Below are 25,964 nucleotides of genomic sequence, written 5' to 3' on the forward strand. Positions count from 1 at the left end.
CTATATAACAGTTAACGCTTTATGGCGTAATGAGTTCGTAATGTCTTGTTTGTGAGGAAGCGTTGCAACAACTACTGCTTCGACCTGTTCAGTCATCAAATTTTCTGGAGAAACAATGGAAAAGGAAAAGCACTTTCCAGTTAAGTACGTATCAACAACTTGTTTAATAACAATGTGGGGAAGCTTTTGTTCTAGCGCTTTAATAATTCGTCTTCCACGCGCCCCAGCTCCCCAAATGGCAATTTGACCACTGGTAGTAAATGTTTCTTTTAGTTTTTCGAGGATGGCATGGTCTTCACTATCAAGAAACAATGACAACGTATTGTTCTCGAAAGGTATATTTTCAAAAAACCTCCTATATTGCTCTGTGTAAGGGTGTGCTGAAGAAAGATGCCATGGTTTTTCTTGACCAGTAAAATGTACCACCACGGGCGAAGTAACATCTGAATGCATTATTGTGTAAGTTTGCGCGTTAAACTTTGCGTCTAAATAGTGAGCCTGTTCATCAAGCACCTTATTTAATACATCCTGGTCATTGTATTCCCATTGCTCTCTTGAACTATGAACAGACGTCAAATGTTGAAACGTATCATTTTCTCGCCACTTCGCTAGATCTATAAGCATTACGCCAGCATTAAAATAACTTTTTGAGGAAAGCGCTATTTTTTCCGGCCTGTTTTGAGACATTAAGGAATGATCCTCGACAACACCAACCGTTTTGCCGTCAAGTGACTCATCCCAAAGTGTCTTTATGTCACCTGTGACGAGAATATCAGCATCCAGATAAACGACCCTATCCAACTGTGGCAATATTTCAGCAAGTGCATAACGAATGAAAGTAATGCCATTTAAGCGCCCTTGGTAACGTTCACTAAGTTTGCCTTCCGTTATGTTCGCCTTGTAAGCAATAAAATTGATCGTTACCTTTTCACTTTCTAGCATTCTTAGACATCGTTTTACCTTAGAAGATAAATTGCCGACAACATTAAGGGATACACACGAGTCGGTATTTTTAATAAGGCTGGCAAGGCTCACCGCTAAATAAGGTGCAAAATTATCATCGATACAAAAAGCGACATTTATCATTTTTATGACCTCTAAATTAGCAGTAACAAGAAGGAGTACGTCAAATTTGTGTTCTACATGTCAAACTACTGGGGAGTAAAAATTTATGTTCCTGATAGGCAAACTAAAGCTATAGACAGTAAATAAAGCCTTACTTGTCGCTTCATAAACACATAGTAAACACATAAACTCTAATCGAAAAAATTTGTATCGGCTCATTGTAATAAAACTATAGAAACCATTTCGTTAAGGGTTACTATAGTTTTGCCGATACAAGACTTAAAGCATTTGTAATGGCGCTGAATATGCGCGAATAACGAGTAATATGACACTTCAAACTTCAAATAGACACGAGCAAGACATACCTTCGGTCTCAATCGAAGACTCATTGGTTGCATATCAAGCTAAAATAAAAAGTGTGATGCAGAAAATTGAAGGCGATGATTATTCCATCAGAGCCGCACTGGAACAATACTTGAGTGCCCAACAAATGCAGTGGGTCTTGAGTGAACAAGCTATCCGAAGGCTAGAAAAGCGATTCGTACTTCGTAGCGACTTAGCGGTAAAAGGAGAGCCGCTTATGAAAAACCTTACTGCTGACCAAGCTATAGTCGTTGGTACTTTTCTACTTGAAGTACTGAACAGTGAATGCGAGAAAAACCAAGACTTAAATTCGCTCAATAGCGCAGTAAGACTTACTGATTACTTACTCTCTTTTTCAATTGTACACATTAGAAATAAGGCGCCACTGAAAAGAGTACTTGGCGACTTGTTGAATATTCTAGAGGCATTGTCTAATGAGCAGTAATACTGACATTGGTTTTATTTCAATGCCTGGAGCTAGAGCTCTAGCTTACATGGACGTGTTTTCTGAGCTAAATAAATTTCCATCATGTATTTTAAAACTGAGTAACCCACACCTGAATAAATCGTTAACGACATTAAAAGGTATTTCTCAGTCTTACATTTCAATGAAAAACGATGAAGAGACATTGTCGAAACATGCAAGCATTCCGTTGTATTCAATCAACGCCAGTGATATCAACGACGATATCGTTTTAGCGCTCATAAGAGAAACAGGGATCAAAACGTGGATTTTTAGTGGTGGAGGTATTGTAAAACCGCATTTTTTTAAAGCTGGCATCCGCTTTTTACATATACACCCAGGTCAATTACCGGAAGTTAGGGGAAGCACTTGCTTCTATTACTCACTGTTATGCGACAATACTTTGGCAGCAACAGCATTTTTTTTAACCGAAGAAATTGACGCCGGCGAGCCTATCTTCTGCCAACATTTCCATATCAACCTACCAAATGAGATCCTCAACGCAACTTATATGGATTATGTCATCGACCCGTGGGTTAGAGCACAAACACTAAAACGTGTTTGGCAGTCTTGGCCCAACATATCCGATATAAAAAAAACCAGCAGTAAGCACAAAAGCAAAGCGCCTAGCCCTCGAGCTTGTTATGTCATGCACCCACTTTTAAGAATGATGACAATAAACAAAGTGACCAATCGTTTCGACCCTCTCAGCCCAAAAGGATTATTCATAAATGAGTAATACAGCAAAAGGCCAAGTAATTTGGCTGACAGGTCTTTCTGGCGCAGGCAAATCGACGATAGCAGAAAAACTTATTACATTATTCAAAGCGCGAAACCTCACTCCTGTGGTCCTTGATGGCGATCAAGTTAGGGCTGCTATTCAAGATCCACATTGGCAATTTGACGAAGCTAGCAGGCTGCGTGGTTCTTATATTTATGCTCGTCTTGCATCGCTTTTCGCTTCTCAAGGCCACTTGGTTATTGTACCAACTATTAGTATGTTCGAAGAAGTAAGGCAATGGAATAGGCTGCATAATGCGGGATATTTCGAAGTGTATTTAAAGACGAGCCAAGATGTAAGGCGTAAGCGCGATCCAAAAAAACTTTATGCGTCACACAATCAAGGAAAAAACGCAAAAATGCCAGGATTGGATCTGAACGTTGAGCTTCCTACGTCTCCTGACCTCACTATCGTTAATGAAGGCGATATTACTACCGCAGATAGTGTCGCAAGACACATATTTGATGCATTCAGCGAGCAATGTTTATGAGTTACTCTGACAATATAGTTACGCTTTCACGTAGCGAGCTTTCGTTAGCTTCCTCTAAGGCAGAAGTGCTAAATAGTTTGTATGGCAGACTAAAAAGCGCATCAGTACTCCCACTTAATTTTTTTACGTTTGCAGAGTGGAAACGTGGTGGTGATAAACATATTCATGCAGCTAAGCAATTAGGCGCAGAGCTAATTGTTCGTTCTAGTTGTTTGAATGAAGACACCGACTGTAGTAGTCAAGCTGGTAAATACACTTCGTTACTACATGTTAAAAACACAACTGAAGCTTTAAGTCACGCAATAAGCAAAGTGTTCGAATCTTATGGCGATGCACAAAATGACGATCAAGTATTTATTCAGCCAATGCTTGATACACCTGACTTTGTTGGTGTTGCCTTTAATAGAGAACCGAATAGTAATGGAAACTACTATGTTATTAGTGCTGATACTACCGGTGATACACAATCGGTTACATCAGGCGCAGATTCAACGATACAGAATTGGTTCATAAGGCACGATGCAAAACCTGAGGAAAAATGGCTAGTTCAAGTGATAGCACTATTTGAAGAACTACACACGCTGTTTGGTACATGCCCACTGGATATCGAATTTGCCATCAAGAAAAATAAGGTTTTTCTATTACAGGTACGGCCTCTTTTGTTAGCGCTAAAACAAGAAAGCCAAGAATCAAAAAGTAATACAAAACAATACGAGCTAGAGCTTTCCTGTATTGAGAAAAAGCTTAAACGTATGTCTACCCGCCACCCGTACCTTTGCGGCGAGCAAACGCTATTTGGCGTTATGCCAGATTGGAACCCTGCAGAAATTATTGGCGTAAAACCCAAACCACTCGCTCTTTCTCTCTATAAGGAATTAGTTACAGACCGCGTATGGGCGCAACAGCGGTTTAACTATGGTTACAGAAACGTGTATAACCATCCTCTTCTTTTAGTGTTAGGCGGTACGCCTTTCGTTGATATTAGAGCTAGTTTTAACTCATTTATCCCTAACACCTTGGCAGAACCATTGGCTGAAAAGCTCGTTAATCATTACCTTAATACACTAAAAGCGTCACCGCACCTCCACGACAAAGTCGAGTTCAGCATTGTTTTATCCTGTTTCAATTTCGGACTAAAAGGCCAGCTTGATGAACTTAAGCAGTGCGGATTTAGTCAGTCTGAATGTAATGAAATACAACGCGCACTAATTGTACTTACCGATAATGTGATTACCGATAAAAATAGTGTTTTTCATCAAGATATAAAGAAAATAGATGAACTTGAAAAAAGGCAGGATCAAATAATTCAGTCTGACTTGAATAAAATAGACAAAATATATTGGCTAATAGAAGACTGCAAAAACTATGGCACACTTCCATTTGCGGGACTTGCAAGAGCCGGTTTTATTGCCATTCAGCTACTAAAGTCAATGTGCGAAAGCAAATTAATAACCCAATGTGATTACGATAGCTTCTTACACAGCGTAAAAACCGTTAGTTCTGCATTGCTCGATGATAGCAAAACAATGCAGCGTGACTTACTCATTAAAAAATACGGGCATTTACGACCTGGAACATATGACATTACCTCTAAACGTTATGACGAAGAGCCTGGCAGTTATTTTTCGACAACCAAAGGTTTCAGTGACAAATTAAATAAGTTCGCATTGTCATTAGAACAGCTAAATAACATTAATGAGGCGCTATCACGTAGCAACCTCTCTTGCGACGCCGTTACATTGTTCAACTTTATAAAAAACGCTATTGAAGCGCGTGAATACGGAAAATTTGTTTTCTCTCGAAGTTTAAGTCAAACACTGGTACTTATTGAGCAGCTAGGCAGTCAGGTGGGCTTTAGCCGTGACGACTTAGCATTCGCTGACATCAAAGAAATTTTGCGATTACAGTCAACGAGTCACAGCGCTACGGCAACATTAGCTAGCACAATTACTCTCGGCAAGGAGTATTATGAGATGTGCCAGAAGATAAAATTGCCGGCACTAATTCGACGCCCCTCTGATGCCCAGTTTTATCAAGTGCTTGCCGAAGAACCCAACTTCGTTACTTCTGGCTGCATCACGGCTCCGGTTTGTACCAATATTGATCCAAATTCGGTAGCAGGAAAAATTGTTTTTATTGAGGCTGCTGACCCCGGATTCGACTGGTTGTTTTCTTATGAGATAGCAGGGTTAGTTACACAGTTTGGCGGACTAAATTCACATATGGCTATTCGAGCACAAGAACTCAATGTACCTGCGGTTATAGGTGCAGGAGAGTGGTGGTTTAAGAAATGGAAAAATGCAGAAATGCTAAAAATTGACTGCCAATGTCAAAAGGTTCATATCATTTCATGAACACCATTTTTGTTACTCAGCGTGTAGATATTCTACAAGATCGAAATGAAACGCGAGACAGCTTAGATCAGAAGTGGGTATTGTTACTCATGCACTGCGGACTACTTCCAATTCTGATTCCCAATAATGTGCAAGCAGCAGAAGCACTATATAAGACAATATCACCGTCTGGACTTCTTCTCACTGGCGGCAACTCCTTGGTAACGTATGGAGGAGACGCACCGCTGAGAGATGCTACTGAAAAACGTCTTTTAGACATATTCATTACAGCGCAAAAACCTGTGTTAGGTGTGTGTCGTGGTATGCAAGTTATTCAAGATAAATACGGACAAGCACTAACGCCAATAACCGGACACATTGCTCAAAAGCAGCAAATTAAGCACAAAGGTATTTTACGCACTGTGAATAGTTATCACGAGCTAGGTACACGTAATAACAACACTTTATTAAGCATAGACGCGCAATCTCAAGATGGGGTGATCAAAGCGATATCACACCCGAACGCCCCTGTCGTCGGCATTATGTGGCACCCAGAAAGAGAAGAAGAATTCTGTGAGCATGACATCAAATTTATAAAAGAGTTTTTTAGCCAATGAAAGCAGTCATTCTGGTAGCTGGGCTCGGCAGTCGCCTTCGCCCGTACACAAACGCACTTCCGAAAGCCCTGGTTCCTGTAAACGGCACTCCTTTGCTTGATTATCAGCTTTCTTCATTAAGAAAGCGGGGCATCAATAATATTAGCTTAGTGACAGGTTATCTTCCCGATGCATTTGAGCAATATCAATTACCTTGCTTTTACAACGAACAGTACGCAAACAGCAATATGGTTTATTCATTAATGCGAGCACGTGTGCTCTTTGACAGCAAAGAAGATCTATTAGTTTGTTACGGCGACATTGTATATAACCAAGATACCCTTAATCGTATTTTAGATACACAAGGCTCACTGGTTGTTTCGGCAGACTTAGATTGGCTTTCCTTATGGAAGCTTAGGATGGAAGACCCTTTCAGTGATGCTGAATCCTTCGTCATGGAGAAAGATAGTCATAAAATTGTTTCTTTAGGTCAAAGCATTACCACTGATGAAGATGCGCAGGCTCAATATATAGGTTTGTTAAAGGTATCTGCAGCATTTCAAAATGAGTGGCTTACTGCATTTGACCAAATGCCAGCATCAAAGTCTCAAAATTTATATATGACTGATTTTATTCAATCCCTAATAGATAATGGTCATGATGTTACTGCATCTCTTCATAGCGGTGGTTGGTTGGAAGTAGATAGTGTTGAAGATAAAGCCTGCTACGAGTCATCAAAAAAAATAAAAGCGTTCTTAGATAGCATCAAACCTAGCGATTGACTGCTGGCGTGCTTAAACACAACGAAGATGTTGCTCTGACGATGTAAGACTGATTAAAGACAAAACCGTCTTGTTGCACTCCCTTTATCTCGCACAATAATAAGGGAGTGAACTGCCGTTTTTAGGCATTGACATTACTTAACACGTTTGATCCACGCTCCTGGCCAGTGCGTTATATTATCAGTAAGCTCACTTTCATTAAACGGCCATTCAGGCTGAACGATTTCAAAGCGGTCATCTCTTTTCACGAAATCTGCCGCTGCGCGAGTTGGATTATCTGTATCCCAGTTTGCTCCTCCTCTTGGCACGTCACTTAAATCCTGCATTATGCCATCTGTAGCAACAATGTAAGAACCAACAGAAACAAGTTCGGCATAGGCTTCAAGCTCGCTGAGTACGTGTTGATAGGTATGGTTAGAATCAAGTATGACCAGTACTGTCTCATCCTCTTTAACCATGCTCTTAATGTCTGCCACTACCTTTTCGTCGGTAGAGCTACCTTCAACAAGCTCTATTCGATGAAATAGAGGATGGGCTTCTATTGCCGCCCTGTTATGAGGACGAATTTCAATATCTATCCCAATTACACGTCCTTTATCTAAAGCCTGCATTAAACTTGCGTAAAACACTAACGAGCCACCGTGTGCTACACCTGTTTCTACAATTACATCGGGCTGAAGCTGATAAATAACTTCCTGCATGCGTATCATGTCTTCTGGAAGTTGAATTACAGGACGACCAAACCAACTAAAGGTATAGACATACTTTTGGTTCCACCCTACTTTTACCCAATATTTCGAGAGCGCCTCAAATGCTTCTTTCGAATAAAGCGGCAACGTTTTGGTTGCATCACCATCTTGTGTACTTAGTGTCTTTTCTTCTGTATCGATCGTGATTTTCATTTTATATTCCTGCTGCAGGTGATTTATGTGCAGTAACCATTCTCTTTAGCCCAGAGGCTAAATCATATTTAGGTTGCCAACCTATTTCCTTAAGAAGACCATTACGGCCGACAATCGGCAAATTCAGAGTATTTTCGTTAGCTATAGCTTTAATTTCAGATGCATCAAAACCAGTAAACCCTTGTAACATATTTAAAATATCTACAACAGAGTGTCCTATTTCATTACACACATTAAATGTGCCATTATTCCTCGTGGTCAATAAGCACAGCATGGCTTGCGCTATATCATCAATAAAAATGAAATCGCGTTTATCTAATGCATTTACCGAAAATACAGGTTCAGAGCCTTCTAAACAGCGCATTAGAGAGGGTATAAGTTTGGCACTTGGCATACCTGGCCCATAAGCAAAAAAAATTCTTGCCCATCGAAAGCCAACTTCATGTTTTTTAGCCCATGCGCCTGCAATATTATTTAATGAAAGCTTCGCAGTTCCATATAAAGTGTTGGGAGTGCCTTCATTATGAGCTTCACTCAATACTTCTTTTGAGTTTCCATATTCGGCACAGCTTCCGGTACTTACTATGATATTTCCACCTGCTGCATGGAATGCTCTGAACAATGTTAGTGAATAAGCCACCCAATCCATGTTCTCTGGCGCTTCCCAGAATTGATTAGGCTTTACAAACCACGCCAAATGAAGCAGGTGTGTGCACTCTACACTTTTTAGCACCTTGGTTAAGCTTGCTATGGTTTGGCTCGACAAATCAATCGAAATAAAGTTTTCCTCAGCAACGGTTTCTGGGCAAGAACGGCCAATGGCTACGAACGGAATACGTTGTTGAGTAAGCTTTTTTATAACCGCACCACCAATAAAGCCACTCGCACCTGTGACCAATACTTTCATATAACTCTCAATTCAGGTATTGCGGTTATAAATTTGCATGTTTTAGGCACTAGTGGTTTAACCACATCTTTGATTTCATGAGCGATGTTCCACGGTAGAATCAACACATAATCTGGAGAATACTCTTTGAGTCCACTAGGCGGGAGAATAGGAATGTGACTTGCTGGCATAAACTTTCCCTGCTTTGAATCAGCAGCGTCAAAAACTACCGGAATATCTGACACATCAACGCCCGCGTAATTAAGCAGCGTATTTCCCTTAGCCGCTGCACCATATGCAACAATCGTTTTATGACTTGCTTTTGCTTTCTTCAGGAACGCTTTCAAGTCTTGTGAAATTGCATCCACTGAATGCGCAAAGTTCTGATAGGTATTATGAAGACCCATACCGAAATGTTGCTCTTCTTCAAGAACGTTGAGGACATTGTGGTTCACTTTTTTAATTTGGCCACTATGCTGAGCCCATACTCTCAAGCTACCTCCATGCGTCGATAACTTCTCTACATTGAAAACCTCTAATCCCGCTGATGCTAAAATATTACTGACAGCGGTAAGAGAGAGGTAAGAAAAGTGCTCATGATATATAGTGTCAAATTGCTTGTATTTGATAAGGTTCAACAAGTGTGGAAACTCTAAACTCACGACCCCAGTCTTAGCGAGCATAGTGGCAATACCACTGACAAAATCGTTAATATCAGGCACATGGGCAAGTACATTATTTCCAATGATGGCATTTGCTTTTGGATAGTCATTCAATAAACGATAAGCTTGTTCTAATCCAAAAAAGCACTCTTGTATATCAACGCCTTTGCTTCTTGCTATCTCTGCCGCTACAGAAGTAGGTTCAATACCCAAGCATGGAATGCCTTTTCTTACAACATGCTGAAGAAGATAGCCATCGTTAGCGGCAAGCTCAACCACAAAACTTTCAGCATCTAGATTTTGGCTTTCCACAAGTTCATCAACAAAAAGCCTTGCATGCTCTACCCATGTAGATGACGTGGAGGAAAGGTAGGCATAATCGTCAGTGAAAAGTTCATCTGCCCGCGTAAAATCTTCTGTCTGAACCAGCCAACACTTGTCGCAAACTAGAATATTCAGTGGAAATGATACTTCCTTCTCGAAGTCGGATTCACAGCTAAGATACGCATTTGACGGCGGCATTGAGCCTAAGTCGACAAATGGAAGCGATAGTGAATGGTTACAGTGGCGACACTTCACAATGACAAACCCTTAAAATATCCCGGCAATTTAGGCAGCTCGTTATCTCTGACCGATATTTCTGTTATCGGCAGCGGCCATTGAATGTTTAATTTAGGATCGTTTGGATGAACTCCACCTTCATAATTAGGTAAATAATCAGCAGTATGAAGATAAAGGAGTTGAGAGTCGTGCTCAAGAACCTGAAAACCGTGTGCGCACCCAGGAGGGATAATTAACGCGTTGTTTTTAGCAGCGCATAGTACTACTGTTGTATGCTGTAAGAATGTATCAGATGTTTTGCGTAAATCAACCACGACATCAGAAACTCTCCCTCTAATACAACGCACGATTTTATATTCTCTTTGTGGCCCTAGTTGATAATGCAAGCCCCTGACGGTTCCTTTTAAAAAGTTCTCAGAATGATTCATTTGTCGAAATGAGAGATTTTCAATGTGTGGACAAAGTTGTTCGGCACAAAACCAGCGACTAAAACTACCTCGCGCATCACCGAGCCTTGGGCTTAGAATCTCTACTACACCGTTGATTGGCTTTTCATCGCATTTTAACTGCACGCCCAAACAACTCCTTTTCTGTGCGCATCTTGCTGATATTGCTTCAATTGCTCTTTAGACGAGACATGGCCATTAGCATAATAGTTTTGATACCACAGTGCGGTATATCGAGCTGTATCACTGAAATCCCAAACAGGCTGCCAATAGAGTTGTGATTGTGCTTTTTCACAGTTCAATCTAAGCAATGTTGCTTCGTGCAAAGGTTTACCCTGCTGTATATTCCATGTCAATTCGGGCCAAAACGATTTCATGGTGGTCAAAATATCTTCAACGCTGTAATTATCTTGAAGCCGCGGTCCGAAGTTCCACGCGCCTTGCACGCTTTTATCATCTTCAACCATCTTTTGTGCCAAACACAAATATCCAGAGAGTGAGTCAAGCACATGTTGCCAAGGTCTTACCGCCTTTGGATATCGAATATCAAGAGGAGAACCGTTTATCGTTGATTTAACGATGTCAGGAATTAATCGGTCTTTGGCCCAATCCCCACCCCCAATCACGTTACCTGCCCTACAGCTGGCAACAATTGGAGCACCATCAGTGAAAAAGCTTTTGCGAAAGCTTTCTACGACCAATTCACACGCCGCTTTCGATGAACTGTATGGGTCGTGCGCCCCTAACGGCTCATTTTCATTAAATGGCGCGCCATTTTCTGGATTGTCATAAACTTTATCGGTAGTAATTACCACAATGCCAAGCAAACTACTCAAACCGCGTGATGCATTAAGTAAGTTAACTGTTCCCATTACATTCGTGGCCCACGTCTGTACAGGTTCATTATAGGAAGCTCTGACAAGGGGCTGTGCAGCTAAATGAAATATGAGGTGCGGTGATACTCTCTCTATCACGCTACTTAACATTTTTTCATCTCTTACATCTGCGTTTACATGGTCAGCTTGCAGTTCAAGCAAGCTCCAATGAGAAGGCGTGGTGTCTGGCTCCAAAGAATACCCAGTTACTTCCGCGCCTAATGCCTGTAACCATAGCGTTAGCCAACTCCCCTTAAAGCCAGTAGCACCTGTAATTAGAACGCGCTTACCCGCAAAGCAATTTTTAAACATAATGTTTACCACAGTTTCCACGGTGGATTAGGCTGTTTCCACATAGACTCTAGCTGGTTTTTGTCTCTCAATGTATCCATGGCCTGCCAAAACCCATGATGCCTATAAGCATTTAACTGCCCATTCATTGCTAATTCCATAAGAGGGTTATCTTCGAAGCTATCTTCATCTGACGTTAAGTAATTAAATACTTGTGGCTCAAGTACGAAAAAACCACCGTTTATCCAAGCGCCATCACCAGCCGGTTTTTCTTTGAATCGATTAACCACATCACCTTGAATATCAAGAGCACCATATCTGCCAGGAGGCTGAATTGCCGTAACGGTAGCCGTTTTTCCCGAAGCTCGATGTGCACTGATTGCTTGGGATATATTAATATCCGCAACACCGTCACCGTAGGTAAAACAGAAAGTCTCATCATCAAGATATTCTCGTACGCGCAACAATCGACCGCCAGTCATGCTCGATTCGCCCGTATCCACAAGAGTGACACGCCAAGGCTCAGCATGCTTCTCATGCACTTCCATATTGTTCGAGCGCATATCGAATGTGACGTCAGAAGAGTGAAGAAAATAGTTAGCGAAATACTCTTTGATTACGTAACCTTTGTAGCCAAGACAAATCACAAAGTCATTAATTCCATAATGAGAGTATATTTTCATTATGTGCCACAGTATTGGCTTGCCACCAATTTCTATCATGGGCTTCGGGCGTAGATGTGACTCTTCACTTATTCGAGTACCCAAACCACCCGCCAAGATTACTGCTTTCATTATTAAGCCTTTGTGTATTTTGGTAATTTGTCATTTCTATGACACTGAAGTATATACAAAAATAAAGCAAGCATCAGGCCCATATTGACTCTATTACGCTAAAAAATTTTATACATTCGCTCTGTCGAGATACCTAATTGGCATAAGCTTAAATAGATTTCTTCAGCAAAAGCCAATGAACAAATAATAATGGGAACATCTAATTGAAGTAGCTCATTTGGTTGACTAATAATGTACTCTTCGAACTTACACCCATGTCGTGAAGGTGAAGAGTCGAAAACGCCCACAATGTCATATGTTCCATCTACTCTTTGTTGCATTATAAATTGACTCGCGAGCTCACCAGAACCATACAATACTGCATTTGAAGCAGTACAAAGCTGTTGCCCATTATGACAAGATCTCACCGAGAGTTTTTGAGCGTACAGTGAAGGAATTGTGCGAGCCACATTTTTTCCGAACTGGTTAATAAGCACTTTTTCAGTTTCAAGTAGCGACGTTTGTAGACAGCTACACAACTGCTCGATCATTCCCAAAATAAAAGTGCCCTGTCGAGTCATCCAGCTAGCTAGTTTTTCGCTATTGGCATCATTACGCTCTGCAACATTTAAAACAACGTTGAGTGCTTTACGCAAATATAAAAGCGCTAAACCAGGATTCACATCGAATTCTTTCTCTGTTCGTCTTGATAGAGACTCAGCGGCTGTAATTGCGTAGTCCATTTTTTCGGGATATTTTTTCCAGGCAGCAAGCGCAAGCTTATTAAATGGTTGATACGACCTTTGATACTGTTCCAGACACTTGTCGACGGACTCCATAAGGTCTAGCTTATATTCCTGCCATACAGGTAGCCTAACGCCATTTAGAATAAAGTGGAGATTTTCAACGAGATAACCTACTGAGTTACCTGGATTACAGATTACAGTATTATGATATTGCGGTGTATTTTCCTCCTTTGTCCCCTCAATTATCGCGCTCAGTCTTTCCTTCAATTCATCTAAGCTAGAAATAGTTGTTTCTATAGCAGACTTTCCGCCGCTGGGTTTGAAAACCAGCATAGGTTGTCCGGTAACAAGAGGATAAAGGTGTGATTGATATTGCCTGTGGCAGACCATTGCCACACCTCTGCTGTAGTCGCCAATATAAGAAGGTGATTTGCTGAAGGTAAAACGCGGGTTGTTACTGAAGCTCTCAATGACAGATGCAATTTTTGGGTGAGAGAAATCTTCTGGAAAAGGTCTGAAAATAATCTCGTGTTCTGGAAAATGAGTTAACAGAAAAGTAACGGTCGGTGCTATGTGATCAACGACCCAAGTCGCCTCTAAAGCAAGGTTGGAGAGATGGTAAATAATCGCCGTGTTTTTTTTGCTGCACTGCCTGTAAACCTGATAAAACTTATCGAACTTTATTGAGCCAAAAGGAATGACTGTTAAAGCATCACTGCTTGCCTGTCGCAATGCTCTTGGAAAGTAACCTGAGAACGCTTGCTTGTTAACACACGTGACAGGCTGGGCCGAAAGAATATAATCAAACTCTAGACATCCACCGTATTCGTTTAGTGTTTTAGTCAGCTTTACATCGATACCGTGCTGACACCCGATGCGCTTAACATTTGTAGGCCAATTAAAGCTAAGTTCGAAGTTCGATTCTTGTATAAAAACAATATCTAGCGCGTCTAACTGTTGAAAATCTTCCTCGCAACACAAGAGTAACGGAACATCAAGCCAATTACTCTCTATTAGCCACTGTGGGTTACTTTTAACCTCATCAATATCGACAATAGCGAGAACTTCAATTTGCGCATACTCTTTGAGCGAACTGAACAACTCAAACATGTGATTCATTGCAGCATTGCGCTGAACCCAAAAGCCGCATTTAATCTTATTCTCAACGCGTGATAAGTGTTGTTTGTAATAGCAGAGCAAATCTGACATTGCGGTTTTAATATCCGCTGACTTTATTAAGCCAACCTTTTTTAGCAGTCCTGCTACGATTTCATCAGTCAAACGGTCATGATCGGCAACATGCTTTTTATCTTGCATCATAATCCAAGCAATTCTAAAGAGAAATTAGTGTATTTTATGTAGAACTGCATTGCATCATCTAGATGCTGAGGGCTTGTGGATACTGGCTTCCGTGGCAGGGCAAGTTGCTTTTCCCAGTGGTAGCGAGCAAGCTCTTCTGGACTTATATCAGGTATATATATATCGCTTTTTGTAAGGCCCGAATGATAAATCTCTCGAGGACTCGGCTGACGGATTTTCTCATTTTTTTCAATAATGCTATCTGTGATAGCTTTCTCTTCGTCCGTGAGCAATGCATAAAAGTCATCCAAAATCTTTTTGAAGTTCGCAGGGTCTTCATCTCCCCATTCAGTGACTTGATCATACTCAATCATTGCCCAGCCCAATGCTGCTGGAATGTTAAGCTTTACTTTGCTCAAATTACCTGTCGAATACATTGCTTTAATGCATGCGTAATCTGATGCAATAAATATGTTATGTCCAAGCCAGAAGCCGGGAACGACAAGTTGCGATATGTACTGCGAGAAGTCAGGCGTTGTTTCTTCTAGAAATTGCTTTGCCGCGGGAAGAGAGACTTTAGTTCTCTCACCATTTGAAATATTCTCTCCCGAGACTACCATCATAAGACTACGCCCCACATCCACACATTTATTGCTAAAATTTAGTGCACAAACCATAGAAGTAAAATCAGGACTCATTGGCACAAATATACGCCCGTAATGTTGTTTTATCTTTTCTACAATTTTTCGGTTAACTGCACCTGAATAAATTTTACCAAAACTAATTTTTTCCTGTGTGGAACGACCAAACAAAGGCTCGATAAAGTCAAATCGTCGCTTTAGCTCTTCAAGTGCACTATAAACAGATGGCATTACCGGCTTTATCAGGGGGTGATATGTACCCCGCTGACCTTCACCATCTGACATCGCAAAATGCTCATACTGCCAAGATAAAATATCAGGGGTATTAAATTCATCAGCTAATTCCTGCAAAACCGTCGTTGCTCGTGGATGAAAAAGAAATTTTTCATTTATAACAGTGATGTACTGACCTTGTGCTTTTTCAATCGCAAAATCCCAATTGTCAGGCATTGATAAAGGTTCAGTCGGTCTAAAATATTTAAATTTTTTATCTTTGAGGAATGGAGCAACAACGTCTTTACAGGGCTTATTAATGCTATTATCAGAGACAATTACTTCATAATCATCAGTTTGCTGCGCACATAGATATTCAAGGCACTTTTTAAGCAGCTGTGGCCTATCTCTAGTGGGTAATACATAGCTCAGAAAAGGCCTGTCATTCATAATCTTTCCTACTTTTTCAACTTGATAACATGACTCACAGAGGAGGGTAGTTGTGCTGCAATTTCATCAACAAAACTCAATGAGGCAATGACTACCACTGCATTGTCTTTAAAAAGACACTTATCTAGGGTGACCACTTTACAACCCATTATCTCTTTGATAAATAATGCATTTCTATCTATTATCAATTCGATACTTATTGATGGCTCAAGCTTTTTTAAAAACTTTAAAACGTTGCGTCCCAATTCCCCTCCACCGTAGATGTAAACAGGGTTTTCTCGATAAGGATATAACTCCCACCCCAGCATTGCGATTTCATCAGACGAAGATTTCTGCATATGCTGCGTTGACGTTACAAACTCAGAGAGAGCCACTAAAGGTTCGGGGAGAACACTTTCATATAAGGCAAATAGCTGCTGTCGACTCTCATACCGCAACATCTTTTTACTTAAGCTAAATGGTGTATTTCGATACCATAAAAGCGGTAAGGGTATGTTGACGATATTTTTGCCTGTAAATGAAAGCTTCAAGATGAGTTGCCAATCCTCCTCTCCTGCAAACTCTCCACACTGAAAACCCTTGGCTTGTTCAAAAGCAACTTTGCGGTACAGTGCGCTAATGCCTCCTACACAGTTGTATAACAACGCTGATGACCAGTCTTTGGCATCATGGAATTGAATTAGCATGCCTTTTTCGTTTGCGAAATCAGGGATGCCGTCGCCCTCAAAAAAACAAAAAGCAACGGTAATAACATCAGCATTTTCTCTTGATAGCGTGTCGCAGCAGAGGCGAAGTGCGTCTGGTGCGAGAATGTCATCATCATCAAGAAAAAATATATAGTCGCGGTTTGTATTTGCAGCGCCTTTATTTCTTGCGTTGGAGGCTCCAAGGGGAGTTTTACTATCAATGATTTTAATATGTAGATTAGAAAATCGCGGGTCTTTCACCAAATCTGCTAACTGTTCCCTTTCTAGTTGGCTACTCGCATCATTCACAATAACAACTTCAAGTCCGGTACCTTGCTGCGCTACAGACAAAAGAGTTAAAGGTAAATAATCTATGCGATTATGGAAGGGGATGATAACCGAAACATCATCTATATTTATTTGCGAACGTTCATTTTTCAGCTGCGTTCTTTTTCTTTTTTGATGCTTTTCAAGATAACTTAGCAGCAAACCATTTTTGTCGAGAAACCGTTTTGCGTTAGCATAATCCTGCTGAACTGAATGACAACCAAACCAGCGAATATTCCAGTACATACAGCGTTCAACGGTTTGATGCAAAACATTAGCAAAGTACCCAAGTCCAGCGTAACGAGAGAAATATATTGTATCGAAAGATGGATTTTTATAGAGCCATAACGCTATCTCAGAAGGTGCCTTGAGGCTACTATCCCTGTGAGTGAACTGGCCCTGTTCTATAACTAAGAACTCGATATTATCAACTTTTTTAGAGGGTGCCCAAACCAGTCCTTCATCATCAAACAAAATGACTTGCGCGTTCTCTAATGAGCTCACCAAAGACTCAACCTGTTCAAGCTCCTGTTTCCATCCAACTATAAGAATGCTTTTGTTCATCAGTCTTCTCTATACTCGTAACACCAACCCTTCGAAGCCACAGTTTTCAAGTATCGCTTGCATTGGCTGTTGATAGCTTAAAGAGCAAATAACAACGGCACTCGCAGCATTGAAACTATTGAGATTTAAAGGCAAAACTTCTATTCCCTTAAATATTTGTCCCGCTTTAAAGGTATCTATGACGATGGGCTTAACATTCATTGCAAGTGATGTTTCGACAGCACGCTCGGCTATATCATTAGCGCCAAATATGTACAGTTCTGTAATTAAAGAGTTGTCCAGAGCAGCAATCTGACTGCACAAATACTCAACCCTCTTGAATTTATGCCTGTTCGAAAAAATAAAGCTCAATGAAGAATTAATATTACTTTGGGCACCTTTGTTTAAACCCACAGCACTCCTCAATGATTTCAATAGCGTAAACTTTTCTCTTAACTCTATCGCATAACTTTTCTTGTTGTGCCAACGCGTTGTTTGAACATGTTTTCTAAATTTATTCAGAGGGATACAGGTGAAAGCAATGTCATGCGACAACAGTATTCTATTGTAAAGCGCCCAATCTGCGCAGTATTTGAAGTCGCATTCACGGAGGTTCTTTTTCAAAACTGAAGCGTTAAACAATACCGCACTTACGTTGGGTATTACATTGCGATAAGCCATGTAATCTGTAACAAAGTCTCTTCCCTTCATGAAGAAGTCTTGCTTCCACAGCCCATCGTCAGAATAGTGATGAGAGGAGTAGTCATACCTAGCGATAATTTGACTACTTTCATCAATTATTTCGCTGTCGCAGTAAGCCATGCCGACTGAGGGATTGCCCTTTAAAATAGAAAGAAGTGTGGTAATCAATTCTGGCTCAGCTTCGTCATCGCTCTCGGCTATCCAAATAAAATCGCCTTTAGCTAATGAAACCCCTTTTATCCATTGTTTTATAGGTAATCCTGAATTTGAATTGTTGACGTACAAGCCAACAACTTTCTCACAGGCTGAAGCAAATGCGGTAAGCACTTCCTCGCTTTTATCAGGACTACCATCATCTAGCAATATAATTTCAATATTACTATGCGTTTGGTTGATGATAGTGCTGAGTCTTTTCTCAAGGTACTTTTCGTGCCTGTAGTTCGGTACAATCACAGATACCAATGGCGTGCTGTTCATTGTTGCTATTTCAGCGGCCTTGTCAGAAAAATTCATCGCTCATTTCCAAAGCCCCACCACATAATATTATTTTCAATTTGTTGATGTGCTTCACGTTTGCTCACCCCTTCAAGAAACATCGACTCAACCTTTGGCTTGCCAACACATACAACACCTCTATTACCCAATTTATCGACTATGTAGTCATTATATTGAGCGTTATCCTTTGGAATCATAATGTAATTTGGATAATCGATATAGCTGACATGATCCGGGAACATACTTAACACATGTTCTGCATAATCCCTTAAACCATCTGAAACTTCTTTACTTTCACCCACAAAATAAAGCTTTGGCAGAATGACTAGTGCAATCTTTTTCTGAATCCAAGCCTTTACAGTCCAAGATGCTTTATTAATTGAATGATAGAAAACAGTTTCACCATTAAGGTACGCATCAACGTCATATTTAAAGTCAAACACTGGATGATGATATAAAATCGTATTTTGTTTACAGAAGAAATCTGCTAACGCTTTCTGGGATGTATCTTTATCAATTTGTACAACGACATGTGCCCCAGACATACTTTCTTTCGTAGGGTAATTTTTTTCGTCACAGAGTAATGCGGTCTCATTATTGTTAGTGTTGGGCTCGAACCACTGTTTGTCTATTTCAGAAACCGCATCTAAATATTGTTTTATGAATTTATTATCGTTCTCACTCAGATTAGATCGTGCGGTAAATTGTTGGCTTTGTTCTTTTATAAAAATAGCCTCACGCTCTGGCACAAAACTAGAGACGTGATCGAATATGTGATTCCCTTGCAGGATCGCACCTCGAATCATTTCTAGTGTTTCAAGCCATGCTTCCCTTAGCATATTGAGACGTGACACTTTTTCGTATTCTGATTCATCCGAATAAAGCAACTTACTGAATGCAGAATTAGCAAAATTTACCGTACCGTAAAGATAATAGAAAAGAAGTGACCTTCCCTCTTGATATGACGAAAACAACTTCTTTTTAAGTTTTTCTGTGTAGTGCTCTGCATCGTCCGACACTTCAAAAGCATCTTGCGTCATCGCTACAAACTCATTCAATTGTTTTTCTAAGGTTGACTGATCGTAAAAACTGTCGTATTCGTGTAAAAAATCGCGTTCTTCCGACAAAGGTTGAAACGCTTCTGTCTTAACTTTTCTCAACACCTCCTCTTTTTCATAGGCAGATGTCACTAACAGGATGTCGTCTACAGGTAATGGTTTCGCGCCAGCAATAAGCGCACCGTCACTTGTGTTAAAACAATCTACTTTAGCTTTTGCAAGCGTGCGCTCAATAATGGCTTTGGAAACTTTAAATTCATACTTGGTGAACACACTTTTCTTGAAGTTTCCTGGCACCACGATATTGGTATTATGCCGTTCTTTATAACTATATTTTTCCTTTCCATGATTGTCATAATAGCCAGACTGCTTTGAATGATGTTTATCTTGTTCTGCAAAACCTAAATCGACTCCGAACAAGTAAAGCTGCTGAAATCCCATCAAGGTAAACAGGTTTATAGCAAAATTGGATACCGTAGGATAAGCAAACTGAAGTTCTTCGTAGTTTTTTTCACCGAGTAACTTTAGTGAAGAAACCGTAGAAGATTCACCTTCTTTAAATGCGATATAAGTATTTCTAAACAACTTACATGTATCTGGATGAATTCCATTACATGACAACAAGTCTACTTGCTTTAAAAAAGCAAAGTCGTTAACCCGGCAGCTCCAATCAAAAGTAGAACGATTTTGTTCGATTTCTGCATGGAAATCTGGAACTATGCCATTTTTATACAACGGCATAAGCGCTGTACCACACGAGACCACGATAGCTTTGTCTTTAAAAGACTTGATAGCATCGATTGTGCTATCTAGTGACGGGCCATTTCCTACGATGAAGACTGCAATATCCTTGTCTGCTAGTGATAGTTTTTTTGCAGGGTCCTTTAAAAGAAGTGGATACTTTCTACCTATGGTTTCTTTTGTATGCGCAATGCCGTAGCGAGCATGATCAAAGTTTTCCCCCATGGCAATAACAACTTGCAACTGCTCACGCAGCTGACTAATGGTATGAACCATCTTGGTGTTATGATAGGTCTGATAAAAGTATGTATTAGCGAGAATGTAGGGACCAACAGAATAAAACTGATTCAGCAAATCTCTAAATAGATTTGAGCCATCATCTCCAACATTAATGTATAAACGTCCGCCTTTCTGGTCGATGCGCTCAAGAATATTTGCCCAGTCTATTAAATAAAGCGATGCATAGAATAGGTCGCGATTAGGCTCACAGACGAAGAGCTTTTCAACATCGTTGTTCTCAAACAACGTTTCTAACTGAGGTCCAATACCAAATAGAATTAGCGACTTTATCTGCTCGGGTAGCTTACTTGTTTTATCTCCTGCGTCTTTTAGAAGTTTCTCTGCCTTTTTAACAAACTGAAAGTGTTGATAATGCTTCAGCTTAACCCCGTTATACCCCAATATTAAGCCATCTTTATTCGGATACTCTTTGAAGTTTTCGAAATTTATACTGGCATCTTCAAATGGTGAATCACTGTACCAATTAGCCAGAGATACTTTGCTAAATATGTTTACTGCACCGCGCGCGTCCTGCATTGGAACCCAATAATTAGGTGTGTAGCACTCAAATTCATTGGCAATATTCGGGACGTAGCGTTTAAAAGCTTCTACATTGAGAGTAAAACGCTCCTCTTTGCTCGCCTCATAAAGTCGCTCCATTGAAACAGGTTTGTTCCAATGCGGCAGGAGACTTTCCTCAGACTTTCTTAGCTGTTTGCTGATACCATCTTTTTGAAAGTTCTCCCAACTAGAAGTAAGTAATGCATTTTCGAGAAGGTTGAACGTATTGTGATTATAATGCCGATAAAAATAAAAACCTGAAATTGGAAAATGCGTTTTCAGTTCCTCTATGTCGTTAGACATAGATATACCACTATTTTTTAATTGAAAATAAAGTGCAGTGCCTTTCGACTTGGCCGTTTCTAGTATGACTTTCCAATTTGGTGTATAGAGTGAAGCAAAAAAATATTGCTCTTCCGGCTCATAAATAACAAGGTGTTTGATGTTATGGTTTTCAACCAATGTTCGAATATGAAAGCCTAAGCCCACTCCCATAACAACGAGTAAATTGATGTCTTTTGTTAAAGGGGGTTGCGATAAGTATCTGTCATAAATAGGTAAGTAATGTTCATCGTTAGAGTTATAGCTTACATTTCTTTCTAGATCGCAATATGTACAGTGAAGTAATTTTTCGACATACTGAGCTTGAACTTCCTTCTCGGGTGACAAATCGTAGAATGTACGACCGTTGCTGTAATTGACAATATTAAGTTCGCCATTCCGATTAGTAAAAATGGAAATATCTAGCGTTGCAGCTTGCACAATTGTATCGACGATATTAGGTACATATGCCTTGAATGCCCCGAAGTTTCGCCGATAATTTTGTGTAACTCGTTCAGCGAGTTTCTTTTCTAGCTCGCTTTGTTTCTTTTCATCTGGGTCTAAGTGGATTCTAATATCTTTTAGCATTTTTCGACTCCAGCGCCTTAATCAAAGAGCTCTGCCAATTATACGATTTTTAAAATTCTAGTTTTATTTAAGAACGAGACATAATTTTGACGCAACAAGAGGAGCTTACAGGAGGCTCAAGTATGAAAGCTATGTCAAATGAATAAACCAATGCTATTTAAAGCAAAAATACTTCTATTTGTATTTTTTGACTGCAGCCTTGCCTCTAACAAATTGAATAATCTCTTCTTTTGAAGATTCAAGCAATTTAAAGGCCAACTCCTCTAGGAGGCGATTGACGACCAATTCTTTTTCAGAAAATTGCCGCTTTTCGCTAACAGAAAGTGAGTTTAAGTGGTCTTTTATAAGGCGATCTCGCTCTGCTAACAATGTTCTCAGCATAGCGTAATCAGAGGATTTTTCTTGGTCCAACAGTAACTGCGCCGCAATGCTTTCGTTTAAGTTTTGCAGCGCCGTTGGCGTTAAAGAGTGGTTAAGGTCTTGTATTTTCACACAGCTTGTCGTTTCTGACGCTGGGCTTCGTAAGCTTCCTGTTTCGCCTCTTCAGGAATCTGTACCCATGCGTCTCGGATAGGTGTTAATAGGCTAGACACTTCATCTAACATATTCAAGTCGTTGTTAAAATGTGCATCATTCAAGCGCTCAATCATATAGTTATATAGCGCAAACATATTCTCAGCGACTTCACCGCCCACTTCCAAATCAAGAGTGTCACGCAGATGCATTATGATCGCATTCGCTTTTGAAATGAAATCGGCTTTGGCTACCAATTCTTTGCGTTCCATGGCCCCTTTAGCGTATGCAATCCTGTCCAATGCGCCTTGAAGAAGCATAAGTGTAAGTTTATGCGGATCGGCATTAGCAATATCTTGCTTAAGGTTACCTTTGCGATACGCATTTATACCTTTAAGTGACATAAAAACTCCAAATTTATGTTATTTATAGCGACGCTAAAAGCGCGGAACCAGTTTGGTTTAATTGCGCAACGGTTTGGTCGAGGTTTAAATATTTATCTCGAAGGATTTCTTCATAATTTAACATACGCAGTTCGAGAGTCTCACGCTCATCAAATAGATCATCCCGATCATCCTTGGCTGCGCGCTCTCTTAAGCTAATTAGTCCACTAAATGAGGTATATTCCTTAGAGAAATCATAAAGTCGAGTCGCGATGCCTTCGTCAGGATCAGTAAACAATTTTGCTATTTCATCAAAGTTATCTTCTAAAGCATCTTCTAGTCTGTCTTCGCCAGAACCCAATCCAAAATCAGTTGTGCCGACTTCGAGCTTTCCGTCATCATTAAATTCAATACCGATCTGGAAGAGTCCACCTAATGAGGAAGAACTTACGCTATCGCCAACGATAGAAGCTAATCCGCTTTGTATACCGCGCAGTAGTGAATCTCCTGCTAATGCGCCATCGTCTTCAAGCTCAGATTCACCATAGCGCGTCAGGGTTTTTATTTCATCAATCAGAGAATTGTAGTTATCGACAAAATCTCTAATTTTTTTATCTAAACCTTCTTTGTCATAACCAATATTCAGTTTAGTAGCTAAGAAATCGCCTGCAGCATCTTTAGGTGAGACTTCATTTACTTCAAATGAAACGTTTTGAATCGTGTTTTCAAATTCATTGGAGCTACTCTGAACTTCGATACCGTCAATATAAGCAACTGCATTTTTAGCACTCTGAATATTTGCGGCACTGATATTATTTGTGCCTCCTGCCGTTGACAATCTATCTAACTCTGCAGCGCCAGTGTCATTGGTAATGACGAGATCGTTCCCATCGCCGGTTTCGTTCGACGAAAATACTAAACGAGGCCCTGCACCGGTTCCTGTATCAATGATGTTTGCGGTTACACCAAAGTTGTTATCAGAGTTGTTTATTTTTTCGCGTAATGCGGTGAGTGACATCCCAGCGGTAACGTCTACGGTAAAGCTTTTATTTCCGCCCACGTCAAACGTTAATGAGCCTGTTCCTGAAGTAAGTACGGGGTCGCTGCTTGACGTAAATGCACCTGCGTCTGTTGTAATTCGACTACCAGACGCTAGCTGCTCTACAACAATTTCGTAACTCCCGCGAAGCGCTGAGTTAGAAGCCTCGGCAGAAAGAACATCATTGTCTTCTAAGGGATTAGAAATGGTGGGCTCACGACCATTGATGCCGTTGTCGCTTCTTAATTCGTCAACAGCGTCCTTAAAGTCAGAGAGCTTAGACTTTATTTTACCAAGGCCAGATATTTCAGCCTCGATACGCTCTTCTTTTGCGTTCAAACGCTCCTCTTTAGGTTGGCGTTCTGCGCTAAGAAGTTGTTGTACAAGATCATCAAGGGCTAAACCCGATCCTACACCTAGAGACTGAATTGTCATACTTTACCTCAAACTAAACTTGATTGTTGATAAACACTCCCACACTGTCCCCAACATCCTGTTGTAACTCTTGGATTCGATCGGCAAGCTTTAACACTTCTTCTGAAGGTATTTGCCTTATAACATCACCAGATTTTGAATCTTTAACTGTCACTACCGAACGATTAGTATTTTCATCAATAGTAAACGCTAAATCCCGATTCTGAACTTTTAAGAATGATTCAACTTTCGCAACAGCATCATCTAACTCAATACCATTACGCTCTTCTTCACTTTTATCGGCCTGCGCTTGAGAACCTTGAGAAAGAATTTGCTGCCTTTCTGTATTATTCGACTCATCAATTGCCAGTCGCGTATTGCCTCGACGCGTATCGCTAGATGTAGCCGGTTCACTACTTTCAAGAACAGCAGTTTTATTCTGAATATCAGCTTCAACAACTTCAGAATTCTTAGGAGCTAGTGATGCAAACACTTGGCCAACTTGGGTATTTTGAATTTCCACGTAATACCTCCCGACTGAAACAACAAAACGGGCCCTTGCTTAAAAAGCAAGCACCCGCTACATCTCAACTAAGGTCGCTATTTTAAAGTATAGCTTATCCGAGCAAAGACAGCGCAGTTTGTGGACGCTGATTTGCCTGGCTTAGTACAGAAACAGATGCCTGCTGAATAATCTGGTTTCGCGTTAACTCTGCTGTTTCCGCAGCAAAATCTGTGTCTCGAATTTGTGAACGAGCCGAAGATAAGTTTTCACTAATATTACTTAGGTTGCGGATAGTTGACTGAAAACGGTTCTGAAGTGCACCTAGGTCTGCACGAACCGCACCAATACCAGAGATAGCAGCGTCAACATCACTAAGTAAGGCTGATGCACCGCCCGCTGTAGCAACGCTGTTTGTAGTGATGCCAAGACCTGTAGCACTGAATCCGCTAATGGAACCTAGATTTGTTGATGACAAATTTACCGAAATTGTTTGGCCAGCATTAGCACCAACAAGAAACTTCGCAGAAAAATTACCATCTAATATGTTCACGTTACCAAACTGTGTATCGGTAGCGATGCGTGAAATTTCTGTACGTAAAGCAGACACTTCTTTTTGTAGTGCCAGACGATCAGCAGAGCTATTAATACCGTTCTGTGATTGTACAGCAAGAGTACGTATACGCTGTAGGCTTGTGGTAACTTCGCTAAGCGCACCTTCTGCTGTTTGCGACAAAGAGATAGCGTCGTTAGCATTTCGCACGGCCTGGTTAAGACCTTGTACCTGCGATGTGAGACGATCAGAAATTTGTAGACCTGCAGCGTCATCCGATGCACTGTTAATGCGGAATCCCGATGAAAGTCTTTCGAACGACGTATTCAAGCGATCGTTCACGTCAAAAAGCTGACGCTGCGCGTTGATCGATGAAACATTGGTATTTACAAATAAAGACATAGATTACCTCCTAGGGATTCGATGGCAAAACTGCTATGATCAAATCCTTCCAGTTCATATTAGCCGGGTCACTACTCCTGCTAACACCTCAATATAAAAGTAAATTAAATTACCCCTCAACAATAGGTATCGGCCAAGGCTTTAGGTTCTTTAGCTTTTTTTTTATTTTTTTTAAAAAAAACTAGACCCAGCAATCTACAGCAATGATTTATAAGCAAAAAATAAATTTTTATCGAAGA

Annotated in this window: 23 protein-coding genes; 6 read left to right on the plus strand and 17 right to left on the minus strand. The window is 40.5% G+C overall.

Annotated features, from left to right (window positions below):
- Positions 1-1,086 (minus strand): glycosyltransferase family 8 protein, encoded by a 1,086-nt coding sequence (locus tag C6Y39_RS05010; RefSeq protein WP_105930218.1) that lies wholly within the window; start codon positions 1,084-1,086, stop codon positions 1-3.
- A 304-nt stretch (positions 1,087-1,390) separates the two neighbouring features.
- Here C6Y39_RS05010 and C6Y39_RS05015 point away from each other — a divergent pair, with 304 nt between their 5' ends.
- From C6Y39_RS05015 to C6Y39_RS05040, 6 genes are read left to right on the plus strand one after another with little or no spacing between them, the layout of a single operon-like run.
- Positions 1,391-1,873, plus strand: coding sequence for a hypothetical protein (locus tag C6Y39_RS05015; RefSeq protein WP_105930219.1), 483 nt, complete (start codon positions 1,391-1,393; stop codon positions 1,871-1,873).
- Positions 1,863-2,630, plus strand: coding sequence for a hypothetical protein (locus C6Y39_RS05020; protein WP_105930220.1), 768 nt, complete (start codon positions 1,863-1,865; stop codon positions 2,628-2,630). Before C6Y39_RS05015 ends, C6Y39_RS05020 begins: the two co-directional genes overlap by 11 nt.
- Entirely contained in the window at positions 2,623-3,162 is a 540-nt protein-coding gene (locus C6Y39_RS05025; RefSeq protein ID WP_105930221.1) for an adenylyl-sulfate kinase, read from the plus strand. The genes C6Y39_RS05020 and C6Y39_RS05025 overlap by 8 nt, the downstream gene beginning before the upstream one ends.
- Positions 3,159-5,516: a PEP-utilizing enzyme gene (locus tag C6Y39_RS05030; RefSeq protein ID WP_167390623.1), complete on the plus strand. Its 2,358-nt coding sequence runs from the start codon at positions 3,159-3,161 to the stop codon at positions 5,514-5,516. Before C6Y39_RS05025 ends, C6Y39_RS05030 begins: the two co-directional genes overlap by 4 nt.
- Positions 5,513-6,112, plus strand: a complete 600-nt coding sequence (locus C6Y39_RS05035) for a gamma-glutamyl-gamma-aminobutyrate hydrolase family protein (protein ID WP_167390624.1) — start codon at positions 5,513-5,515, stop codon at positions 6,110-6,112. Before C6Y39_RS05030 ends, C6Y39_RS05035 begins: the two co-directional genes overlap by 4 nt.
- Positions 6,109-6,873 carry a phosphocholine cytidylyltransferase family protein gene (locus C6Y39_RS05040; RefSeq protein ID WP_105930224.1) on the plus strand — a complete coding sequence of 255 codons (765 nt, stop codon included), beginning with the start codon at positions 6,109-6,111 and terminating at the stop codon, positions 6,871-6,873. Before C6Y39_RS05035 ends, C6Y39_RS05040 begins: the two co-directional genes overlap by 4 nt.
- A 134-nt stretch (positions 6,874-7,007) precedes the next feature.
- Here the strand turns inward: C6Y39_RS05040 and C6Y39_RS05045 are convergent, their stop codons facing one another.
- From C6Y39_RS05045 to C6Y39_RS05120, 16 genes are all read right to left on the minus strand, one after another.
- On the minus strand, positions 7,008-7,775 hold the full coding sequence (locus C6Y39_RS05045) for a cephalosporin hydroxylase family protein (protein ID WP_105930225.1): 768 nt from the start codon (positions 7,773-7,775) through the stop codon (positions 7,008-7,010).
- 1 nt (position 7,776) lies between these two features.
- On the minus strand, positions 7,777-8,682 hold the full coding sequence (locus C6Y39_RS05050; protein WP_105930226.1) for an NAD-dependent epimerase/dehydratase family protein: 906 nt from the start codon (positions 8,680-8,682) through the stop codon (positions 7,777-7,779).
- Complete coding sequence (locus C6Y39_RS05055; RefSeq protein WP_105930227.1) at positions 8,679-9,902, minus strand: class I SAM-dependent methyltransferase; 1,224 nt, start codon at positions 9,900-9,902, stop codon at positions 8,679-8,681. Before C6Y39_RS05055 ends, C6Y39_RS05050 begins: the two co-directional genes overlap by 4 nt.
- Positions 9,899-10,456 carry a dTDP-4-dehydrorhamnose 3,5-epimerase family protein gene (locus C6Y39_RS05060; RefSeq protein WP_105930228.1) on the minus strand — a complete coding sequence of 186 codons (558 nt, stop codon included), beginning with the start codon at positions 10,454-10,456 and terminating at the stop codon, positions 9,899-9,901. The genes C6Y39_RS05055 and C6Y39_RS05060 overlap by 4 nt, the downstream gene beginning before the upstream one ends.
- A complete protein-coding gene (gene rfbG, locus C6Y39_RS05065; RefSeq protein WP_105930271.1) occupies positions 10,447-11,517 on the minus strand; it encodes a CDP-glucose 4,6-dehydratase in 1,071 nt (356 codons plus the stop codon). Before rfbG ends, C6Y39_RS05060 begins: the two co-directional genes overlap by 10 nt.
- 5 nt (positions 11,518-11,522) lie before the next feature.
- Positions 11,523-12,290 carry a glucose-1-phosphate cytidylyltransferase gene (gene rfbF / locus C6Y39_RS05070; protein WP_105930229.1) on the minus strand — a complete coding sequence of 256 codons (768 nt, stop codon included), beginning with the start codon at positions 12,288-12,290 and terminating at the stop codon, positions 11,523-11,525.
- A gap of 98 nt (positions 12,291-12,388) precedes the next feature.
- Positions 12,389-14,335 carry a nucleoside-diphosphate sugar epimerase/dehydratase gene (locus C6Y39_RS05075; protein ID WP_105930230.1) on the minus strand — a complete coding sequence of 649 codons (1,947 nt, stop codon included), beginning with the start codon at positions 14,333-14,335 and terminating at the stop codon, positions 12,389-12,391.
- On the minus strand, positions 14,332-15,618 hold the full coding sequence (locus C6Y39_RS05080) for a glycosyltransferase family 2 protein (protein ID WP_105930231.1): 1,287 nt from the start codon (positions 15,616-15,618) through the stop codon (positions 14,332-14,334). Before C6Y39_RS05080 ends, C6Y39_RS05075 begins: the two co-directional genes overlap by 4 nt.
- Before the next feature lie 8 nt (positions 15,619-15,626).
- Positions 15,627-17,105, minus strand: coding sequence for a glycosyltransferase family 2 protein (locus C6Y39_RS05085; RefSeq protein ID WP_167390625.1), 1,479 nt, complete (start codon positions 17,103-17,105; stop codon positions 15,627-15,629).
- 99 nt (positions 17,106-17,204) lie between these two features.
- Positions 17,205-18,389 (minus strand): glycosyltransferase family 2 protein, encoded by a 1,185-nt coding sequence (locus tag C6Y39_RS05090; RefSeq protein WP_105930233.1) that lies wholly within the window; start codon positions 18,387-18,389, stop codon positions 17,205-17,207.
- Complete coding sequence (locus C6Y39_RS05095; protein WP_105930234.1) at positions 18,386-21,919, minus strand: motility associated factor glycosyltransferase family protein; 3,534 nt, start codon at positions 21,917-21,919, stop codon at positions 18,386-18,388. The genes C6Y39_RS05090 and C6Y39_RS05095 overlap by 4 nt, the downstream gene beginning before the upstream one ends.
- Before the next feature lie 174 nt (positions 21,920-22,093).
- Positions 22,094-22,411, minus strand: a complete 318-nt coding sequence (locus tag C6Y39_RS05100; protein WP_105930235.1) for a hypothetical protein — start codon at positions 22,409-22,411, stop codon at positions 22,094-22,096.
- Positions 22,408-22,836 carry a flagellar export chaperone FliS gene (fliS, locus tag C6Y39_RS05105; protein WP_105930236.1) on the minus strand — a complete coding sequence of 143 codons (429 nt, stop codon included), beginning with the start codon at positions 22,834-22,836 and terminating at the stop codon, positions 22,408-22,410. Before fliS ends, C6Y39_RS05100 begins: the two co-directional genes overlap by 4 nt.
- Positions 22,837-22,858: 22 nt before the next feature.
- On the minus strand, positions 22,859-24,289 hold the full coding sequence (fliD, locus tag C6Y39_RS05110) for a flagellar filament capping protein FliD (RefSeq protein ID WP_105930237.1): 1,431 nt from the start codon (positions 24,287-24,289) through the stop codon (positions 22,859-22,861).
- A gap of 13 nt (positions 24,290-24,302) precedes the next feature.
- Positions 24,303-24,791: a flagellar protein FlaG gene (locus C6Y39_RS05115; RefSeq protein ID WP_105930238.1), complete on the minus strand. Its 489-nt coding sequence runs from the start codon at positions 24,789-24,791 to the stop codon at positions 24,303-24,305.
- 94 nt (positions 24,792-24,885) lie between these two features.
- Positions 24,886-25,725: a flagellin N-terminal helical domain-containing protein gene (locus C6Y39_RS05120; RefSeq protein WP_105930239.1), complete on the minus strand. Its 840-nt coding sequence runs from the start codon at positions 25,723-25,725 to the stop codon at positions 24,886-24,888.
- Between the last annotated feature and the right edge of the window lie 239 nt (positions 25,726-25,964).

Source organism: Alteromonas gracilis (assembly GCF_002993325.1).
GTDB lineage: Bacteria > Pseudomonadota > Gammaproteobacteria > Enterobacterales > Alteromonadaceae > Alteromonas > Alteromonas gracilis.

Bases quoted from the DNA above. Each gene is read 5' to 3' on its own strand.
- C6Y39_RS05045 (WP_105930225.1), bottom strand. From the start codon at position 7,775: ATGAAAATCACGATCGATACAGAAGAAAAGACACTAAGTACACAAGAT.
- fliS (WP_105930236.1), bottom strand. From the start codon at position 22,836: ATGTCACTTAAAGGTATAAATGCGTATCGCAAAGGTAACCTTAAGCAA.
- rfbF (WP_105930229.1), bottom strand. From the start codon at position 12,290: ATGAAAGCAGTAATCTTGGCGGGTGGTTTGGGTACTCGAATAAGTGAA.
- C6Y39_RS05020 (WP_105930220.1), top strand. From the start codon at position 1,863: ATGAGCAGTAATACTGACATTGGTTTTATTTCAATGCCTGGAGCTAGA.
- C6Y39_RS05015 (WP_105930219.1), top strand. From the start codon at position 1,391: ATGACACTTCAAACTTCAAATAGACACGAGCAAGACATACCTTCGGTC.
- C6Y39_RS05075 (WP_105930230.1), bottom strand. From the start codon at position 14,335: ATGATGCAAGATAAAAAGCATGTTGCCGATCATGACCGTTTGACTGAT.
- C6Y39_RS05090 (WP_105930233.1), bottom strand. From the start codon at position 18,389: ATGAATTTTTCTGACAAGGCCGCTGAAATAGCAACAATGAACAGCACG.
- C6Y39_RS05035 (WP_167390624.1), top strand. From the start codon at position 5,513: ATGAACACCATTTTTGTTACTCAGCGTGTAGATATTCTACAAGATCGA.
- C6Y39_RS05040 (WP_105930224.1), top strand. From the start codon at position 6,109: ATGAAAGCAGTCATTCTGGTAGCTGGGCTCGGCAGTCGCCTTCGCCCG.
- C6Y39_RS05080 (WP_105930231.1), bottom strand. From the start codon at position 15,618: ATGAATGACAGGCCTTTTCTGAGCTATGTATTACCCACTAGAGATAGG.
- C6Y39_RS05095 (WP_105930234.1), bottom strand. From the start codon at position 21,919: ATGCTAAAAGATATTAGAATCCACTTAGACCCAGATGAAAAGAAACAA.
- C6Y39_RS05010 (WP_105930218.1), bottom strand. From the start codon at position 1,086: ATGATAAATGTCGCTTTTTGTATCGATGATAATTTTGCACCTTATTTA.
- rfbG (WP_105930271.1), bottom strand. From the start codon at position 11,517: ATGTTTAAAAATTGCTTTGCGGGTAAGCGCGTTCTAATTACAGGTGCT.
- C6Y39_RS05050 (WP_105930226.1), bottom strand. From the start codon at position 8,682: ATGAAAGTATTGGTCACAGGTGCGAGTGGCTTTATTGGTGGTGCGGTT.
- C6Y39_RS05030 (WP_167390623.1), top strand. From the start codon at position 3,159: ATGAGTTACTCTGACAATATAGTTACGCTTTCACGTAGCGAGCTTTCG.
- fliD (WP_105930237.1), bottom strand. From the start codon at position 24,289: ATGACAATTCAGTCTCTAGGTGTAGGATCGGGTTTAGCCCTTGATGAT.
- C6Y39_RS05025 (WP_105930221.1), top strand. From the start codon at position 2,623: ATGAGTAATACAGCAAAAGGCCAAGTAATTTGGCTGACAGGTCTTTCT.
- C6Y39_RS05120 (WP_105930239.1), bottom strand. From the start codon at position 25,725: ATGTCTTTATTTGTAAATACCAATGTTTCATCGATCAACGCGCAGCGT.